The sequence below is a fragment of the Streptomyces sp. NPDC055966 genome (genome assembly GCF_042269865.1).
Lineage (GTDB): Bacteria > Actinomycetota > Actinomycetes > Streptomycetales > Streptomycetaceae > Streptomyces.
The window spans coordinates 24,080-41,518 of record NZ_JBHJYK010000010.1; the positions used below are offsets into that span (position 1 = coordinate 24,080).

The window sequence follows — 17,439 nt, forward strand, 5'->3', positions numbered from 1 at the left end:
ATGATCCCGGCCGCTTACTGGAAGTAGCTGGCGGCCTTCTTGTCGCCGCCCATGTAGTCGCCGCCGGCGGCGTGCACGGCGCGGCCGATGGCGTGGAGAGCCTCGTGGATGGCCCGGGCCTCCTTGTCCCATTCGGCCTGCTTCCGGATGTACGCCTGGTGGGCCTCGCCCTCCCACATGCCCGAGACCTTCTGGACCTCGCCCTTGATCACTTCGAGGCTGGCCTCAAGATTTCGGGCCTGGGTGGCGATTTCGGTCGCCATCTGGTCGAGACCGTCGTAATGGACTTCCGTCACGTCACTGTTGTTGATGCCCATGTTTTCTCCGTTGCTGAGAAGTGGTGGTCCGGCCGAGATCAGAGGTGCGACAGTGCCGACGAGCCGCCGAGGTTCACGTCGATCTTGTGCACCGAGGCTCGGACCTGGTCCTCGGTGTGGTCGTTGATCTTCATGGTGGTGTTCATCGACTCGATGAACCCGACCAGGATGTTGCCGATCCGGACCATGTGCTCGTTGATCTCGGTCTGCTTCTGGTTGAACGCGCCGGCGCCAATGCCCTTCCAGTGCCCCTCAAGCGAGTCGATCAGGTGCTGGAGGCGCGTGAGCTGACCCTTGATGTCGTCGAACTGCCCCAGAAGCTTCTGCTCAAGGCCTACGACTGAATCTTTGGTGATCTTCTGAGTGCCTGCTGCCACTTCGATGCCTTTCTCTGTGAACGGAGCCTGCCGGGCGCCGGCTTCTGGTGCCGGCACTGTCGGCAAGCGGACCTCTGCTCGTTCGGCGAATGAGCAGCTGTGCGGGAGACCGGTCAGGCGTTACGGCGTGCACGCAGCGCCGCGAAACCGGCGCCGGCGATGACGAGTACGGCCGCTACGGCGCCGACGATCACCCAAGTGGTTGTATTGCTACCGGAGTTGGAGTCTTTGGCGGCGGCAGATGTAGGACCACTGGCGGAACCAGCGTCCTTCGTCGGCTGTCCGGAAGAGGCCGAAGGGGTGGGGGTAGCTGAGGTGTCGTCGCCACCTGCAGAGTTCTCGGCGGCGAGCGGGTCCACGTTGGCCGGGCCGGGGTTGATGTTCGGGTTGTCGAGGACCATGCGCGGACGCAGAAGACCAAAGCCGAGATAAAGACTCCGCTCGTTCTTGGGCCACTTCCGGCTGGCTGTGTCGAACAGCACCCGGAGTACCTGGTTGGCTGTCCAGTCGGGGTGAGCGGACCAGACGAGGGCTGCGGAGGCGGAGGCGATGGCTGAGGCGGCGCTGGTGCCCCTGGCGTTGCAGTACTCGGTGAACTTGTTGTCGCACCAGTTGGGTACGTCGACCCCGGGTGCCGCAAAGTCGACGTACTCGCCATGTTCCGAGAACTTGGCGACGGTACCGGACTGATCCGACGCAGAGACGCCATTGACGTACGGATAGAAGGCCGGATAGTCGACCTGATTGTTCTTCAGTCCCGCGTTACCGACGGCGGCGAACAGGAGCTTACCTTTGGAGGCGGCATATTTGACAGCCGCTTCCTCGTCCGGATCATCATACGGACTGCCGTAGGACATATTGATGACCTTGGCATCACTGTCCGCGGCAGCCCTGATCGCTTCGGCCGACGTAGCGGTCTTTTCTTTTTCCTGCTTGTCCTTCAGTTCGTCGAGCCCAACACGATAGGGAATGATCTTGGCCCCGTAGGCCAGGCCTTTTATGCCGTTGTCCGCGCCGGTACCAGCGATCAATTCAGCCATGGATGTGCCATGGCCGTCATAGTCCTGTGTGACGTGATACGAGACAGACTTCTGCACCTCGTTGACGAGCACCTGCCCCTTCAACGCGGGGGTGTTCGGATTGACTCCGGAATCGATGACGGCGACCTTAACCCCCCTACCGGTGCTCGTCTTCCACATCTGGTCGGCCTGCATCGCGTCCAGGTACCACTGCTTCGACCGAATGTCCACGGCCGCGGCACCAGGAGCCAGGGACGTGGACACGATGGTCAACGCGCCCAGCGCGGAGCACACGACAGACAAGCGTCTTCCGTCACGCCCTATCAGCCGCAATGCTTTTGTGCCACCTCGGCTAGTCCCTGGCTTCATGCCCGCGTACGTCCTCGCTTGTTCATTCGCTCTTATGTGGCACGTCACGCCGCTTCTTCTGCGACGAGTGGCGCTGTTCCTTCTCGGCCGCCGGCTTTCCGGCTCGTCCCGTGCCACCGTCCGCACCCTGGCGATCGCCTACCGCACCCCGGCCGAGCCCCGTCCTTCCGACGCCGCCCTCGGAGTCTTTAAGCGTCGAGCCGCCGTTGTTCCGTGGCGCACCAATCGCACCCTCGGGATTGCTTGCAGAACGCAGCACCGACTGGCTCGTGGCCGGATCCGCCTTAGCCGTAGGCGTACCGACAACTCCTCGCTGTCCGAGAACGCCCTTCGGCTGCCCCGAGGACACCGGCTCTTCAGCGCCGACGACCATACCCCGCGGGACACGGGAATTGGACGCCGTTCCCGGAGTACGGCCCGTGACAGGCTTGCCACCCACGACACCGTTGCGCGCCGCGCTGGTGGCACCAGTCGCTCCGGCACGCCCACCAGGCGTGTTGGTCATCCGCGGTGTTCCACCAGTGATACCCCGCCCCATCGGGGAACGTCCGGCCTGCTGGGTGGACTCGCGCATGGCTGACTGACCGGCCGGGGCCGTCGTACGTCCCATGGCCCGAGCACCCTGCCCCACTGGGCCCTGCGACACACGGCCACCGGAAGTGGCACGCCCCGTTTCCCCCTCGGGCTCCTGCGACACCTGCCCCCTTGCGGTGCCCGATGGGCCCGTGCGCTCCCGCGTTGAGGTCGGCAGCCGACTGGTCTGGCCATAGCTCGTGGTACGCCCGACGGTCGGCGCGATCGGGGGCGCCATCGGTCCTGTGGTGAGCGGAGGCGTATGACCTCCACCACCGGTAGTCGGGAGAGTAGGCACGGTGGGTCCGGGCTGTGCGGTGTGTGCCTGGGGAGGCAACGTGCCCACGGTGTTGATTTCCGTACCGACCTGATGCTTCGGGTCGGTGACCGGCTGGTGCACCTCTTTCACAGGTGCGGGATGGCCCGGGATGTGTGGGTCGGCCGACACCGCCACCTGATGATGGCCGGACACTGTGGGTTGCCTGGTGGCCTGTTGAGTCGAACCATCGTGGCTCTTTCCAGCCTCGTACAGGTGCCCCCCACTGGTGGGCCTCGGCACCCCCGCAGGCGGCATGGCCTTGTACGGCTCCGGCCCGTCCTCTCCCTTCAGGGCGCCAGCAGACACCGCATAGTAAGAGGCCAGCTTGTTCATCTGGTTGATCGCCTCTTGCCGGTTCTTCTCGGCTGTCTTGGCGACCACGTAGTCCGGGTTGTTGTCATGCTGCTGGGCCTTGGGCAACTGGGTGGGCAGCTTCCGATCGGCCCTGGGCCGCGGGTCACGGGGCGGCATCGTCTTGCTGACGGTTGCCAGGCCCATGCCCGCTGCGGAGATCTGCGTGGCCGCCTTGTTGGCGAACGTCGCAAGGTCATCGCTCCAGCTGGCCAGTCCCTTGCCCCAGACATGAAAGTCAGTGGCTGCCTGTCCCTCCCAGTCGACCGCGTCGAGGTGAGCTCTCAGTTCCGCGGCCGCGTCGGAGATGTGCCTGTGGGCGTCCCACAACGCTTTACCGGCCATCTCCAGGTGCTCGGGCTGACCTTGTTGGGCAAGGTCGATCATGTCGTTGAGGTCGTGGTTCTCGAAGTTGGTCGAGCCGAAGGCGTTGACCTGCATGCCGAAGCCGAACGGCATACCGCCCAGCACGTACTCCACGACATTGACCGCACCGACCTGCTGGTCCGCCTGATCCACGCCGGGCTTGTACTGAGGATCTTGCTGCCACTTGTCGTCGCTCATCAGTACCCTCCGCCCTGGTTGGACTCGTTGGTCTTCTGTCCCGGACCCGACTTCTGAGTCTTCTTGTGCGCCTCCGCCTGCTGGTGCTCCTGGTCGAGTTGTGCGTGAATCGCCCAGAAGCGCTGACGGATCTCTTCTTCGACGTTGTCGTAGCCGGCATCGGCCGCCCGCACCGCGAGCTTCAGGGCCTCGATGTGCAGGCTCAGCGACTTCGACAGGTCTGTGAGACGTGCATGCACACGGTCGTACTGCCCATGCAGGTCAGCCGCCTCGCTGAACGGGATCTCCGTGCCACTGAACGACGCCCGACTGATGGCGTGCTGAGCAATGCTGGACGAAGATCCCGGTGACTCGTCAAATTTCTTCAACGCGTCGTTCACGCGTTTCTGAAAGATCTTCAGAGCCTCAAGACCGCGTCTCAGATCCGAGCCGCCACCGTCACTCACTGCGACCCCTTCCCCGTTTCCCCGTTGGTACAGCTGCCGACGACCTGGGCAGCGCACCACACCCCCGATCCATCGCTGACCACTGTAGTCACTGTGCAAATCGAGGCCAACTGAACTCTGCGACGGTTCAGTTGCAATGGTGTCCCGAAGTGCCCGACTCCGGAGTCGGGCAATACCGACAAGGCATCCATTCAAGACAAATGCGCTCACCCATCCGCACGGAAGCTTCACATTCAGCCATTGGCCCGAAGTTGAGGCACCGACGATACGTAAACTTTGCGATCACACGGGCACCCCATGGGGTGATTCATCATCAGATCGCCGGACCGTTCGATCGAAAATCAGCGACGGCAGTCGCCGCAGATGTGACATCGACCCCGTAAGTACAGGTCAAGCGCACACTCCAGCCACCGCACCCGCCGACGCACCCCCACCTGCCTCCAATCTTCACAGCCCGACAATCCATCGATTGCGGACATGGACGAGTTTTTTCTTGCCTCAGGTTGCTAACTTGACCCGGCACCGGATGTATCCACGCGGGGGAAGGGGCCCTTCCATGGCATGGGACGAGTGGGAGCAGCTCAAGGCTCGGGCAGCCGAGGGTAAATCGCCGCATATGCGCCTCAATCAGCTGGCGGCGGCTGGGGGAGGCAGGGGTACGGGCGAGCTGGTGGTCCATCAGGACGACCTGGGCGCTGTCGGTCACGAGGCCAACATCCTTTACGACGACGTGAAGAGTCAGGCGGACATCGCCGCTGCTGGATCCGGGAGCGGGTCGACCGGCTCGACGATGCAGGCCGCCGCCACTCTCAAGTCACGCGGATTCCAGACGGGCGGTGCTCTGGAGACCACCGTCGAGATGTGGACTTCGCAGGTGAAGGCCGTGCTGCAGGCATGCGCGCACATCTCCGACCACCTGGACTACACCCAGAAACGGCATGCCGAGGACGACGCCAAGATCGGTGCCGTGATCCGGGGTCGTGACGGCTCAGCCGTGTCGGTGTCACAGCTCAACGAGTACTTCAAGTAGGAGCATCTCCGATGACTCTCAGCTTCAACGACCTCGTCGAGGTCGATCTCGGCAAGCTCGCCACCGCCGTGTCGGACTGGAAGAAGGCCGTCGACGGTCTGAAGAAGTCGGCGGAGAGCGCCCGTACGGGGATGCAGGCCAAGTCGGACTCGGCGAAGTGGGCCGGCATCAACGCCACCGTGACGCGTGAGTTCGTCGCCAAGACCGCCAAGGAGGTCTCGGATCTCCACTCCGAGGCCAACAGCATCTACCAGGTTCTCGATGACGGGCACACCGAGCTCGAGTCGCTGCAGAAACAGATCAAGACCGCCGTCCAGGTGGACGCCCAGAATCTCGGTGTCCGGGTGGAGGACATCGGCGAGGGGAAGGTCCGCTGCTTCTTCCCGCACATTCGCGGTGACAGCGACGAGCGCACCCAGGAGCAGCTCGATCAGAGGCGGGCATTGGAGGACCGGATCAACGGCATCCTCGCCCACGCTGCCGAGGTCGACGCTTCCGTCGCCCGCGCACTGGCGAAGAGCCACGGCAACGACCCGTACGACGCGGGCCACAGCAAGTACGAGTCGTTGAACGACGCCGAGGCCGAGCGCGCCGTGGAACTGGCGCGCAAGGGCGACAAGATGTCCGACGCCGAGCTGCGCGAACTCAACCAGCTGCTGCGGTTCAACTCCCGTGAGAAGGATGGTGAGTTCGCCACCGAGTTCTACCAGGGGCTGGGCGGTCCGGAGAAGGCGCTGCAGTTCTACGCCGAGATGTCGATCGACGGCACGGGCGGCGATGCGACGAAGACGCGTCTCAACGAAGTACAAGACCTGCAAAAGGTCATGGGGTACACGCTCGCCAACGCCACTGACCCGGACCACAGGCAGCATCTGGACCCGAGTTGGGGTGCGGAGTTCCGGCGCCTCGGCACCCGGCAGATCGGCTGGCAGAAGGGGCAGTGGAACAAGCCGTACGGTTACCAGGTGCTGGGCGGGCTGCTGCGCTACGGCGACTATGACTCCCGCTTCCTCAATCCCATCGCGGAGCACATCACACAGCTGCACAAGAAGGACCCGTACTTCTTCCTGTCGAACAAACCGGCCGGGAGCCCGGACAGCTACGGCTTCAATCCGTCCGGCAAACTCGGCACGGGCAACGACCCGTTGAACAGCGTCCTGGAAGCGCTGGGGCACAGCCCGCAGGCTGCGGAGAAGTTCTTCACCGAAGCACCGACTGCCTACAACGAGGACGGCACGGTGAAGAGGGGTGGGAATCCAGGCTTCCACTCGTATCTCGACTTGTTCACTGACAAGGACTTCGAGTGGACGATCGACACGAACGCCTCCAACGTCCTGGCCGACGAGGACAAGACGAAGGCGGCCCTCAACTTCGGTCCGGAGGCGCTCGGCCACGCCCTGGAAGCAGCGACCACGGGCCGACCGTACGACAGCGACGCCACGGCCGACGCCATCAAACACAGCGATGCGCAGGCACACCTGGTCAGTGACATCGTCAACAAATTCGGAGGCGACCCGGAACTCATCCGGCACAACGAGAACGGCGACCTGGACGGCGAGGAGACCGGTCCCCTGTATGCCCTGCGGGGGAGCCTCGGGGACATCACCGCCGAGTACATGGGCGACTTCCAACGGTCCATGTACGACGAGGATCCGAGCAGCGACCTCTTTCCGACCTTCGGCGCCGCAGCCGACCTCGATCCGAACCACGCCGCTCGTTTCTTGGGTGAGGTGGGACAGGATCCAGACGCCTATTCCGCCATCACCACGGCCCAGCAGACCTACACGACCGATGTCGTGGACCACGTGATCAACGGCTCCAGTCATTCGACGGCGTCGCTGGACGGACGGGTGGGTGCCGCCGTCGCTCCTGGGTCGGCCATCGCCGGCATCATGAGCGACGCCCGGGCACACGCGATCTACGAGTACCACACCGCTTCTGACGCGGAGTTCAACGAGGCCGCGGCCGAGAAGCAGAAGTGGGTGAACCGCATCCTGGGCATGGGCATCGAAAAGGTCGGGGAGCGGGTACCCATCGCCGGTGCGCCACTTGAGTGGGCCTCGGAGGACATCCAGGAGTCCATCATGAAGAGCATCGAGCAGGACACCTCAAGCGAAGCCGAGACACAGGCCGGTGAGGAGTACACAAACGGCCGCAACGCCGCCCTGGATTCTGCCAGGGCCGCCGTCGATCACGCGCTGGTGAACAACACGGCCATCGATCCCGACACCGCCGACGATCTGAGGAGGGCTGCTCGCACATCTGCCGGTCACAGCCACTCGGACGGCGCCCAGTGGAAATCGGAGAGTAGCAAGCCTTGAGATACGCATCGCACGCCCTCCGTGGCATCTCGCTCTTCGTTGCCGCGCTGACAGCGGTGGGTTGTTCTGCCGAGGAATCGAAGAAGGACTTCACCGTGCCGAAGGCGCTGTGCGGGGTGTCCGCACCAGCCGATGCCCTCTCTCAGCTCCTGCCTGCCTCGGGGAAGCGTCTCACCATCGAACCGACCGGAAGTCTGGAGGACGGCTCGGCGGTGTGCACGGTCAAGGTCGACGGCGACATGGTGCTGGTTGTCAGTGGGGAGCGCATCGTCGCCGGTGACTCGGCCCGGGACATCTTGCGAAGGAGACTCTCGGTTCAGGACCAAAAGTCCGCCGCGAATCGTTCCATCGCTTACGACGATCACGCTGCTGTGTCGTTGATCAAGTGTCGAGGAACCAAAGTTGAGCAGGAGGACGTCAGCATCCTCATCAAGGTTCTGAAACCAGGACGTCCAGATGAGACAGCGATGAAGCAGCTGACAGAGGGATACACGGCTTCATTCCAGATACACAACCCGTGCAGGGCGGCATGACCACCAATGTGCCCTCCAGTCTCGCCCCGTGTCCGCTCAGCACTCCCCCGCCGAACTCGCCACCCTGAACACGTACTTGTACTGGGTGGAGGAGCCGCCGGCGATGCCGGGCGCCTCGTAGTCGCCGGGTTTGTCGCGGAGTACCTTGACGTGCATGCAGAAGGCCGGGGCCGCTCCTTCGGCCGAGATGTTGTAGTACGCCTCGTTCGAGTCCTCGGGGCTGGTGGGAGTGGCGTCCACGGCAGGGCGGGGAGCGTCGTTGCCGACGTGTTGGGCGATGGCGTCCTCGATCGTCAGCGCGTATCCGGTGCCGAGGTCCCCGGGTGTGTCGTCCTCGTAGGGGCTGTAGGTGGAGTCGCCGTCCAGGCTGTCCGCCGCACTCCGCACCGCGTTCGTCAGCTCGTCGTTGCTCCAGTGCGCGTCCTTGGACACGGAGATGCTCTGGAATCCGAAGTAGATGCCCAGCGCGGCCATTCCCAGGAGCGCCACCCGGGCGATGACGAAGTCGATGTCCCCGACGGGCGGGGCCGAGGGGTTGACGGACTCTCGCCAGGAGCGGACCCGGTCGGCCTTCGCGCAGGCCATCAGGATCAGCACGACCGATCCGGCGAAGAGCAGGAACGTCATCGACTTCACGCTCGGCCCTCCAGCGCCCGGCGCCTGCGGCGGGCGTCGCGCAGGGCCACGGCTCCACCGCTCAGGCCTGCCACGAGGACGGCCGCGCCGACGGCCACGTAGGTGGCGTAGCGGGCGATGCGTTGCTGGGTGGTTTCACCGAGGGTGAGTTGGGCGGGGGTGGGGGCCTCCACATGGGTGAGGCCCGGGTCGGGGTGGGGGGCATCGATCGGGTGATCGTCCTCCGTGAGCGCGCGGACCGGGTCCACCACGCCCCAGCCGACCAGGCGGTCGTGGCCGGCAATGGAGCGTTCCGCGGTCTGCTCGATCTGGGCCACGATCTGGTTGGGCTTCCAGTCCCAGTGCTTGGCCTTGATCAGGGCGGCCACGGCGGCCACGTACGGTGCGGAGAAGCTCGTGCCGTTGTCGGAGCAGTGGCCGCCCTTGGGGACGGTCGAGATCATGTCGACGCCGGGTGCGGCGACTCCGACGAAGTCTCCGGACTGGGAGAAGGCCGCGCGTTCGTTGTTGCGGTCGGAAGCGGCTACGGCGAGCACTCCCTCGTAGGAGGCCGGGTACGTGAGCTTCACGTTGCCGCCCAGGCCGTCGTTGCCCGCCGAGGCGACGACGACGATCCCGGCGTTCAGGGCCTCCTTGATGGCAAGGTGCAGGTCGTTGTCCTGTGAAATGGCCTTCGTCGTGTCCTGGGAGATGTTGATGACGTTGGCCTTGACGCCGATCGCGCGTCGGATCGCGGTGGCGAGGGTGCCCGCCGTGCCGTGGCCCTCGGAGTCGTTCTGCTTGATCGGGACGATGGTGGCCTCGGGGGCCAGGCCCACGAAACCGGTCCCCTTCATGGGCCGGGCGGCGATGATGCCGGCCACGCGGGTGCCGTGGCCGACCGTGTCGGTCGTGCCGTCCGCCTTGCCGACGTCGATCTTCTGACCCTTGTCGTCCTTCGTGGGCAGGTAGTTCGCACCCAGGGTCGCGTTCACCGCGTCGGTCAGCTGCGGATTGCTCGTGTCGACGCCCGTGTCGATCACGGCCACCTTCACGTTCTTGCCCTTCGACTGGCTCCACAGCTCGTCGAGGTTGACGCGCTGCAGGGCCCAGGGCGTACCGGCGTACTTGTGGTTGTTCTTGGAGAAGGTGCACTGGTCGGAGGCGTCGTCCGCGGCGGCGACCGGGGCCGCCAGCAGGGTGGCGGTGAGGCCCAGGGCCGCCGCCAGGGCCGTACGCGTGCGCAGTGCGGGCAGGGTGGAGCGCATCGGACGACCTCTCACGAACCCTGCGGCTGGCGTGCCGCCGCCGTCGACAGCCGCGGACCCGTCGGCAGGAACTCCGACCAGGCCGCGGGGATGGGGGCCGGGTTCACGTCTGCGTAGCCGAGGCGGGTCTGCGCCAGTTTGGCCTCCTGCTGGAGTTCCTGTCGCTGCTTGGACGTGAGGCCGACGCCCTTGTCGTCGGTGGCGCTGTCGTCGTTGGACTGCAGGGCGTAGCGCAGGCCGGTGTCGGTGACCAGGAAGACCGAACCCACGTTGGTCGCGGTGCCCTGGAACTGGCGGTAGAGCTGACCGGAGCCCGCGGTGACGTACGCGCTGGAGGAGCCGGTGGCCAGCGCCGCCGGGAAGTCGGTGCCCGCCCAGGTGCTCAGCGTGGTGGTGCCGTTGTCGGGGTCGACGTGGTTCAGGACGTTGCAGACGGTGTTGCGGCTGCCGTCGGCGGTGGGGGTGACGTTGACCGCGGCGGGCTTCTCGGTCGGCCACTTGTACTGGGCGGCGAACGGCTTGCCCCGGGTCATGGCGCCCGCGCTGACCTCCCGGAAGTGCCCGGCCTGGCCCAGCTTCACGAGGTCCGTGTCGGCCAGGAGGAGCTGGGCGACGAAGTCGGAGACCGGTGCGACCCGGCCCTGAAGCACCACGAAGTACTGCTCCTGGTCGGCGACCGGTGCCCGCAGCACCATGCCGACCTTGTTGGCATCCCCCAGCTGGCCGGGGGCGTTGGCCGGGGCTCCGGGGACGCCGGGGATCGTCGGGAAGACGATCTCGTCACCCTGGTGCAGGGTCGCGATCCACTCCTTGGACACCTCCTCCGGCTGGCGGTCCGCCCCCACGAGGGTCTGCACGAGGAGCTGGTCGGAGGCCTTGACCTCGTACGCCGTACCTGTCGCGTCGACCACGTACTGCTTCTTGTCGGTCGGGGTGGTGACGTAGAGGAGGTCGCCCCCGCTCAGCTTCTGCGGTCCCTGGGTCTTCTTCAGGTCGCGCTGGGCCAGGACGAACGCTGCCTTCTGGATGGAACTTCCGCTGCCGCTCGGACGCTCGCAGACGGCCCACTGCTTGTCCGTGCCGGCCTCCTTGTCAGAGGGCAGGCGGTCGGGGGCGTAGGGGATGCCGATGGTGACGCCGTGCGGGATCTTGCCGTTGTCGAGGATCGACTCGTCGACGGTGACGACGTCGACGTTGTCCTGGGTGTTCAGGACGAGCTTGGCGGACGCCATGTTGAGGACGGGGTGGAGCTGGGGCTTGTTGTTCGTGTCCAGCACCACGTACCGGGTGGTGGACTTGCTGGCGATGATCACCTTCTGCCCCGGTGTGTCCCAGCCCTGCGGAGCCGTCGGCTTGAACATGCCCCAGGCCCCGAAGGCCGCCAGCACGACGACGCCGACGAGGGCGCCCGGCAGGATCGCGCGCAGCGGTCGCGGCGCCCCCTCGTCGGAGGCATCCGGTGACGACTGCACGAACGACGCGAGCATGCGGCGCTTCGCGAAGGTGTAGGCGTTGAGTTGGTCCCGCCGAGATGCCATCTGTGCCTGTTTCTCCCCGTGTCTCACGCGGAGCGCGCCCGGGGACCACGCTCCCCCGCCCTCCGTTGTCGGACCCGGCCCCTACTATGCCTGGTACGGAGCGAGTCCGGTGGAGCGGGTAGGGTACCTGGGCCCTCAAGGCCCATGTTGAGCGGCCTGGTTCCAGCGAGTTGTGAGCAAATCGGGGGGATGGAGTGATGGCTTCCGGAACGCGGTCGCGAGCACGCGGCCGGTCGGCGACACGCGGTCGCGCGGCCAGGTCCGCGGCACCCGCGGACGGGGCGTCCGCGCAGCGCGGTGCGGCGCAGCAGGCGGTCACGCTCAGCCTCAGGCCCCGGCCGGGCCAGGCGGGTTCGTTCCGTCTGCAACGGCTCGTGCTGGTGGAGCTGGCGGCGGCCGCCCTCGTCGTCGGGATGGCTGTCGGGATGATGGCCATGGTGCCGGCCGCGGTCGTGGCCGTACTGCTGCTCCTGCTGGCCTTCGTACGGCGCCGGGGCCGCTCCCTGCCCGAGTGGATCGGCACGGCCCGAGAGCTGCGCGCACGCCAGAAGCGAGCCGACAGCACCCCGATCCCGCCGGGCACGGAGCCGGGCCTGGTCCCCGCCGTGGAGTGCGAGCCGGCGCTGCGCACGTACTCCTACGGCGCGCGTGACCGGCGTCCGGTCGGCATCGTCGGGGACGGGACGTTCGTCACCGCCGTGCTCCAGGTGGAGGCCGACGCGACCGCACTGCGGGCCGAGCGCAGCCGGCAGCCGCTGCCGGTCGGGCTGGTGCGCGACGCCTTGGAGGTGGACGGGATCCGGCTGGAGTCGGCCCAGATCGTGCTGCACACCCAGCCGGCGCCCGCGCTGCATCTGCCCCAGCAGTCCGTCGCCGTGTCCAACTACCTTCCGCTGCAGGAGCAGACGGGCGCCCCGGCCGTCCGCATCACCTGGATCGCGCTGAAGCTCGATCCCGAGAGCTGCGCGGAGGCCGTGGCTGCGCGCGGCGGCGGGCTGCTCGGCGCACAGAAGTGCGTCGCGCGGACCGCGGACCACCTGGCGAGCCGGCTGACCGGCTCCGGGTTCCGCGCGCGGGTGCTCGACGAGGAGGAACTGGTCGCCGCGCTCGCCACGTCGGCGTGCGCCAACCCCCTGGTCACCGCCGAGGCGGGGCGCAGCGAGACCCGGGAGCGGCGTACGGAGGAGTCCGGGCGCAGCTGGCGCTGCGACAACCGGCGGCACACGACGTACTGGGTCAGACGCTGGCCCCAACTGGGCGGAGGCAACGGCGAGTCGCTGCCGCACTTCGTCGCCCGGGTCACGGCGATCCCGGCCCTGGCGACCACCTTCAGTCTCACCCTCGCCCACGGGGAGCGGCAGGAGGTGTCCCTCTCCGGCCACCTGCGGGTGACCGGACGCAGTGACGAGGAACTCGTGGCGGCACGACGCGCGCTGGAGGCCGCCGCCCGGCAGGGCGGGGCCGGACTGGCCCGCCTCGACCGTGAGCAACTGCCCGGCATGCTGGCCACACTGCCCCTCGGAGGTGCGCGGTGACGACGATTGCGACGACTTCCACGAGGCCGGGCACGGACACGCCGGCGCCGTCCGGACCGCGCCGGATGGGCGAGCTGCTGCGGCACGGCCTGGGACTGATCGGACCGCGGCACAGCCGGCACGGTTTGCCCGTGCAGCAACTGGACGCGCTCGCCCTGCCGATCGGAGACGACGGCGTCGTGGCCGGTGTCGACGCCGAGGGCCAGCCTGCCGTCCTGGGTATCAACCGGCCCACGCCGTACGACGTCGTGCTGATCGGCGGGCTGTGGACGGCACAGGTGCTGGCTCTGCGCTCGGCGGCCACCGGGGCCCGGGTCGCGGTGGAGACGGGCCGGCCGCAGGCCTGGATGCAGATGGTGCACGCGATGGGCGGCGGGCAGAACGGACTTTCCGTGTACGACGTCGGGCGGGTGCCTCCGCAGGGCGCCTCGGCCGGCACACCCGTCCTGGTGGTCCGGGACTGCGGCATGCGGCCGCCGCGTGGACGCGTGGTGTCCGGCCCCTGGCAGTCGGTACTGACACTGCTGCCGTATCTCAGCCCGGTCGCGCCCAGGCTGCTGCGCCAGGCACGGCTCGCCGGCATCCAGCGGGTCTCGCCGGACGAGGCCGCCGAATTGGGGCGCACGACAGGTCTGTCGCGCACCGAGGTGGAGTCGCTGCCGGCGCTGCCCGACGGCGTCACTCTGTGGTGTACCGACCGCGACCGGCAGTACGTCCTGACGCAACCCACCGACGCCGAGATCGGATTGTTGGGCACGCCACGTCGGATGGACTGAACTCCCCCCGAGTGTCCCTTTTATTCGCAGTTTCCACTCTCCCCTTTCATTACATCCCTCCCGTTTTACCCACCCTTCCTCGGGCAAGGCGCAAGGCGTGCGGGGTGTTTCGGGCGCATGGTGACCGGGCGTTCGCGTGCCGAGAAGCGGGCGGGCCTGCCGAGGGACGGCTCATGGTGATTAGGCTGGGAGCGGGCGCGCTGACAGGACCCGTGGACCGGGCGTCGGTGTCCGGGGGGAGAACCGATGGATCGGACTGCCTCGAAAACGACTACGGACGACTCGGAACAACACGACATGGTCGCCCCAGCACGGCATGAGCATGAGGGTGTTCGACCACACCAGGAGGAACTGTGAACAGCGATCGGGACGGGATCCGCGGGGGCTGGGACACACCCGACGACGACCAGACCGACGCGGAGTCCGCCATCGAGATGACGGGCGAGTTCACCATCGACTACGCGCCGCCCGCCTGGTACACGCAGAACGCGTCGGGTTCGTCCGCTCCTCCCGCGGCGCCGGTGCCGCAGCCGCCGGTCGGCACCCCGCCGCAGGGCACTCCGTACGCTCCGCCGCCTCCGCCCGCGCAGGGCGGTTACGGCTTCCTGCCGCCGGTGCAGCCCGCGCCGCCGGTCGGACCTCCCGTCGGGTCTCCGGTGCCGATGCCGCAGCTGCCGCAGGGGTTCGAGCCGCAGCAGCCCGCTCCGCACGACTTCGAGCTGCAGCAGCCGCACGCCGCTCCGCAGGTCCAGCCCGGGGCCCCGGCGCCGGAGCCGGACAACGGGGATCTGGAGAGCGGGGCCACCATGCGGTTCTCCGCCGTGGCCCTGAAACGCGAGATGGCCGAGATCGCCGAGCGCGCGGCGGCCGTCAAGGAGGAGGCCGATTCCGTCGGCCAGGATTCCGCCGAGGCCGCCGGAACGGAATCGGCCGGCGCCGAGAGCACGGGTGCCGCCGGTGGCGAGGGTGCGCCCGAGACCGTGGTGGCGTCGGACGACTCCGGCGAGGGCGCGGTGGGTCATGTGGCCGAGGAGCTCCAGGAGCCGCGGGAGTCCGCCGAGTCCAGGGGCGGTGCCGCCGCTCAGGGTGACGCCGTTGCCGAGAGCGCCGGATCGGAGGAGGAGGGCTCCGCGGACGCGGAGGGTCCGGATGCCGACGCCGGTGCCGGTGCTGATGAGGACGAGCGCGAGGGCGCGAGCAGCGCCGGGCTTCCGGCCGCGGACGCGGACGGTGCCGCGGGTACCGAGGGCGGGGAGGGGGCCGAGGCGTCTCGGGCGGAGGGTTCCGCCGTCGTCGCGGACTCCGCCGCACCGGAGTCCGCGGCCGCGCCGCAGGACAGTGCCGCCCAGCCGGAGGCCGCCGCCGCACAGACCGACGCGCCCCAGGACGCCGTGCCGCCCGCCGCCGTGCCGCAGGACGCCGTGCCGCAGGCTCCCGCCGCTCCCCCGGCCGCACCGCAGGGTGCGCAGCCCGGTTGGACGCCGCCGCCCGCGCCGCAGAGCGGGGTGCCGCCGCTGCCGCCCTCCTACCAGCCCGCTGCCCCCGCCCCGGCGGGCCAGTGGTCCGGACAGCCGGGCCTCCCCGGTCAGCCGGCGCCGCCGCAGCAGCCCGGTCCCCTGCCCGGTCAGCAGCCGCCGTTCCAGCCGCAGGCCCCGCAGCCCGCACCCGCCGCCTGGAACCAGCCCAACCAGCCGCCGCAGCCCGGTCAGCCCGTCGCGCCGGCCGCGGGCCCGGGACCCCAGCCCCACCCCCAGCAGCCGCCGCAGCCGCAGCCCCAAGCTCAGCCGCAGCAGGCAGGGGCCAACGGACCCGGTGGTTACGGCTTCCCGCCGGCCGGAGTCAACTCCCCGCCGCAGCCGGGTGGTTACGGCTTCCCGCAGCCTCCGCAGCCGCCGCAGGCCCCCCAGCCGCCGCAGCAGTCGCAGCCACAGCCCCAGCCGCAGCCGCAGAGCCCCACCGCGCCGACCCCGCCCGGCGGTTACGGCTTCCCGCAGCCGCAGGCGGACGCCCCGCAGGCGCCGGTCGATCCGCGCACCGGTGCCGCGTGGCCGCAGCCGATCCAGCACGACCAGCGGCAGATGACCAACCCCGGTGCCGCGCCGCTCGGTTACACCGCCGCCGTGGAGCTGTCCTCGGACCGGCTGCTCAACAACAAGAAGCAGAAGGCGAAGAGCGGGCGGCCCGCAGCGGCGTCGAGTCGCTTCAAGCTCGGCGGCAAGAAGGAGGAGGCCGAGCGGCAGCGCAAGCTGGAGCTGATCCGCACGCCGGTGCTGTCCTGCTACCGGATCGCGGTCATCAGTCTCAAGGGCGGTGTCGGCAAGACGACCACGACCACCGCGCTCGGCTCCACCCTCGCCACCGAGCGGCAGGACAAGATCCTCGCGATCGACGCCAACCCGGACGCCGGCACGCTCGGCCGCCGCGTGCGCCGGGAGACCGGCGCCACCATCCGTGACCTCGTCCAGGCGATCCCGTACCTGAACTCGTACATGGACATCCGGCGGTTCACGTCCCAGGCGCCGTCCGGGCTCGAAATCATCGCCAACGACGTCGACCCGGCCGTCTCGACCACGTTCAACGACGAGGACTACCGGCGCGCGATCGAGGTGCTCGGCAACCAGTACCCGATCATCCTGACGGACTCCGGTACCGGTCTGCTCTACAGCGCCATGCGCGGCGTGCTCGACCTCGCCGACCAGCTCATCATCATCTCGACGCCGTCCGTGGACGGTGCGAGCAGCGCCAGTACGACGCTGGACTGGCTGTCGGCGCACGGGTACGCGGACCTGGTCTCCCGGTCCCTCACGGTCATCTCCGGGGTCCGCGAGACCGGCAAGATGATCAAGGTCGAGGACATCGTGGCGCACTTCGAGACGCGCACGCGCGGTGTCGTGGTCGTGCCCTTCGACGAGCATCTGGCCGCTGGTGCCGAGGTCGACCTCGACATGATGCGGCCGCGGACGCGCGAGGCGTACTTCAACCTGGCCGCGCTGATCGCCGAGGACTTCACCCGCCACCAGCAGGCACACGGCCTGTGGACCAACGACGGCAACCCGCCGCCGGTCGCCGCCCCGCCCATGCCGGGCTACGCGATGCCCGGGCAGCCCATGCCCGGGCAGCCGATGCCGGGGCAGCCGATGCCCGGACAGCCCATGCCGGGGCAGCCTCAGCCGTACCCGCAGGTGCCCGGGCAGCCGTACCCGCCCCAGCAGGGGCAGCCCGGACAGCCGGGACACCCGTACCCGCAGGCTCCCGCCGGTGCCCCCGGTCAGCCGTTCCCGCAGCAGCCGGGACAGCCGGGGCAGCCGTACCCGCAGGCCCCCGGACAGGCCCCCGGCCAGGAGCTGTACGGCCAGCCGCCGCAGCAGCAGCCCGGCCAGGCGTACGGCTACCCCCAGGCACCCCAGGCCCCGCAGCCCCCTCAGGAGCAGCCGCCGCAGCAGTAGCAGTGACCGAAAAGGGCGGCCGGTGCGATGCGCACCGGCCGC

At 68.2% G+C, this 17,439-nt stretch carries 14 protein-coding genes; 6 read left to right on the forward strand and 8 right to left on the reverse strand.

The window, feature by feature from the left end; translation table 11 throughout:
• Window positions 1-14: 14 nt before the first annotated feature.
• From ACFC8N_RS21865 to ACFC8N_RS21885, 5 genes are all read right to left on the reverse strand, one after another.
• Window positions 15-317, reverse strand: coding sequence for a WXG100 family type VII secretion target (locus tag ACFC8N_RS21865; RefSeq protein WP_356024328.1), 303 nt, complete (start codon window positions 315-317; stop codon window positions 15-17).
• A 38-nt stretch (window positions 318-355) separates the two neighbouring features.
• A complete protein-coding gene (locus ACFC8N_RS21870) occupies window positions 356-751 on the reverse strand; it encodes a WXG100 family type VII secretion target (RefSeq protein ID WP_376289428.1) in 396 nt (131 codons plus the stop codon).
• Between the two features lie 56 nt (window positions 752-807).
• Entirely contained in the window at window positions 808-1,986 is a 1,179-nt protein-coding gene (locus ACFC8N_RS21875; protein ID WP_376289159.1) for a S8 family serine peptidase, read from the reverse strand.
• A 118-nt stretch (window positions 1,987-2,104) separates the two neighbouring features.
• Window positions 2,105-3,889 carry a hypothetical protein gene (locus ACFC8N_RS21880; protein WP_376289161.1) on the reverse strand — a complete coding sequence of 595 codons (1,785 nt, stop codon included), beginning with the start codon at window positions 3,887-3,889 and terminating at the stop codon, window positions 2,105-2,107.
• The gene (locus tag ACFC8N_RS21885) at window positions 3,889-4,335 is read right to left on the reverse strand and encodes a hypothetical protein (protein ID WP_356024335.1); all 447 of its coding nucleotides are present in this window, start codon (window positions 4,333-4,335) and stop codon (window positions 3,889-3,891) included. Before ACFC8N_RS21885 ends, ACFC8N_RS21880 begins: the two co-directional genes overlap by 1 nt.
• Before the next feature lie 556 nt (window positions 4,336-4,891).
• Here ACFC8N_RS21885 and ACFC8N_RS21890 point away from each other — a divergent pair.
• Genes ACFC8N_RS21890 through ACFC8N_RS21900 form a run of 3 tightly spaced genes read left to right on the forward strand, consistent with a single transcriptional unit; the run spans window position 4,892 to window position 8,219 of the window.
• Window positions 4,892-5,365: a hypothetical protein gene (locus ACFC8N_RS21890; protein ID WP_376289163.1), complete on the forward strand. Its 474-nt coding sequence runs from the start codon at window positions 4,892-4,894 to the stop codon at window positions 5,363-5,365.
• Window positions 5,366-5,376: 11 nt separating this feature from the next.
• Entirely contained in the window at window positions 5,377-7,686 is a 2,310-nt protein-coding gene (locus ACFC8N_RS21895) for a hypothetical protein (RefSeq protein WP_376289165.1), read from the forward strand.
• Complete coding sequence (locus ACFC8N_RS21900) at window positions 7,683-8,219, forward strand: hypothetical protein (RefSeq protein ID WP_362821911.1); 537 nt, start codon at window positions 7,683-7,685, stop codon at window positions 8,217-8,219. Before ACFC8N_RS21895 ends, ACFC8N_RS21900 begins: the two co-directional genes overlap by 4 nt.
• Before the next feature lie 36 nt (window positions 8,220-8,255).
• On the opposite strand, the gene ACFC8N_RS21905 is transcribed toward ACFC8N_RS21900, so the two are convergent.
• Genes ACFC8N_RS21905 through eccB form a run of 3 tightly spaced genes read right to left on the reverse strand, consistent with a single transcriptional unit; the run spans window position 8,256 to window position 11,640 of the window.
• On the reverse strand, window positions 8,256-8,846 hold the full coding sequence (locus tag ACFC8N_RS21905; RefSeq protein ID WP_376289430.1) for a hypothetical protein: 591 nt from the start codon (window positions 8,844-8,846) through the stop codon (window positions 8,256-8,258).
• Window positions 8,847-8,851: 5 nt separating this feature from the next.
• On the reverse strand, window positions 8,852-10,102 hold the full coding sequence (gene mycP / locus ACFC8N_RS21910) for a type VII secretion-associated serine protease mycosin (RefSeq protein WP_376289167.1): 1,251 nt from the start codon (window positions 10,100-10,102) through the stop codon (window positions 8,852-8,854).
• A gap of 11 nt (window positions 10,103-10,113) precedes the next feature.
• Window positions 10,114-11,640 carry a type VII secretion protein EccB gene (gene eccB, locus ACFC8N_RS21915; RefSeq protein ID WP_376289169.1) on the reverse strand — a complete coding sequence of 509 codons (1,527 nt, stop codon included), beginning with the start codon at window positions 11,638-11,640 and terminating at the stop codon, window positions 10,114-10,116.
• A gap of 197 nt (window positions 11,641-11,837) precedes the next feature.
• Between eccB and eccE the strand changes: the two genes are divergently transcribed.
• The 3 genes from eccE (at window position 11,838) to ACFC8N_RS21930 (ending at window position 17,397) form a co-directional block, all read left to right on the forward strand.
• On the forward strand, window positions 11,838-13,175 hold the full coding sequence (eccE, locus tag ACFC8N_RS21920) for a type VII secretion protein EccE (RefSeq protein ID WP_376289171.1): 1,338 nt from the start codon (window positions 11,838-11,840) through the stop codon (window positions 13,173-13,175).
• A 65-nt stretch (window positions 13,176-13,240) separates the two neighbouring features.
• Window positions 13,241-13,951, forward strand: coding sequence for a hypothetical protein (locus ACFC8N_RS21925; RefSeq protein ID WP_356024730.1), 711 nt, complete (start codon window positions 13,241-13,243; stop codon window positions 13,949-13,951).
• A 353-nt stretch (window positions 13,952-14,304) separates the two neighbouring features.
• A complete protein-coding gene (locus ACFC8N_RS21930; RefSeq protein WP_376289173.1) occupies window positions 14,305-17,397 on the forward strand; it encodes an SCO5717 family growth-regulating ATPase in 3,093 nt (1,030 codons plus the stop codon).
• Window positions 17,398-17,439: the final 42 nt, after the last annotated feature.

Excerpts from the sequence above, each read along its gene's own strand:
- ACFC8N_RS21925 (WP_356024730.1), top strand. The coding sequence starts at position 13,241 with ATGGGCGAGCTGCTGCGGCACGGCCTGGGACTGATCGGACCGCGGCAC.
- ACFC8N_RS21865 (WP_356024328.1), bottom strand. The coding sequence starts at position 317 with ATGGGCATCAACAACAGTGACGTGACGGAAGTCCATTACGACGGTCTC.
- eccE (WP_376289171.1), top strand. The coding sequence starts at position 11,838 with ATGGCTTCCGGAACGCGGTCGCGAGCACGCGGCCGGTCGGCGACACGC.
- ACFC8N_RS21890 (WP_376289163.1), top strand. The coding sequence starts at position 4,892 with ATGGCATGGGACGAGTGGGAGCAGCTCAAGGCTCGGGCAGCCGAGGGT.
- ACFC8N_RS21895 (WP_376289165.1), top strand. The coding sequence starts at position 5,377 with ATGACTCTCAGCTTCAACGACCTCGTCGAGGTCGATCTCGGCAAGCTC.
- eccB (WP_376289169.1), bottom strand. The coding sequence starts at position 11,640 with ATGGCATCTCGGCGGGACCAACTCAACGCCTACACCTTCGCGAAGCGC.
- mycP (WP_376289167.1), bottom strand. The coding sequence starts at position 10,102 with ATGCGCTCCACCCTGCCCGCACTGCGCACGCGTACGGCCCTGGCGGCG.
- ACFC8N_RS21905 (WP_376289430.1), bottom strand. The coding sequence starts at position 8,846 with ATGACGTTCCTGCTCTTCGCCGGATCGGTCGTGCTGATCCTGATGGCC.
- ACFC8N_RS21880 (WP_376289161.1), bottom strand. The coding sequence starts at position 3,889 with ATGAGCGACGACAAGTGGCAGCAAGATCCTCAGTACAAGCCCGGCGTG.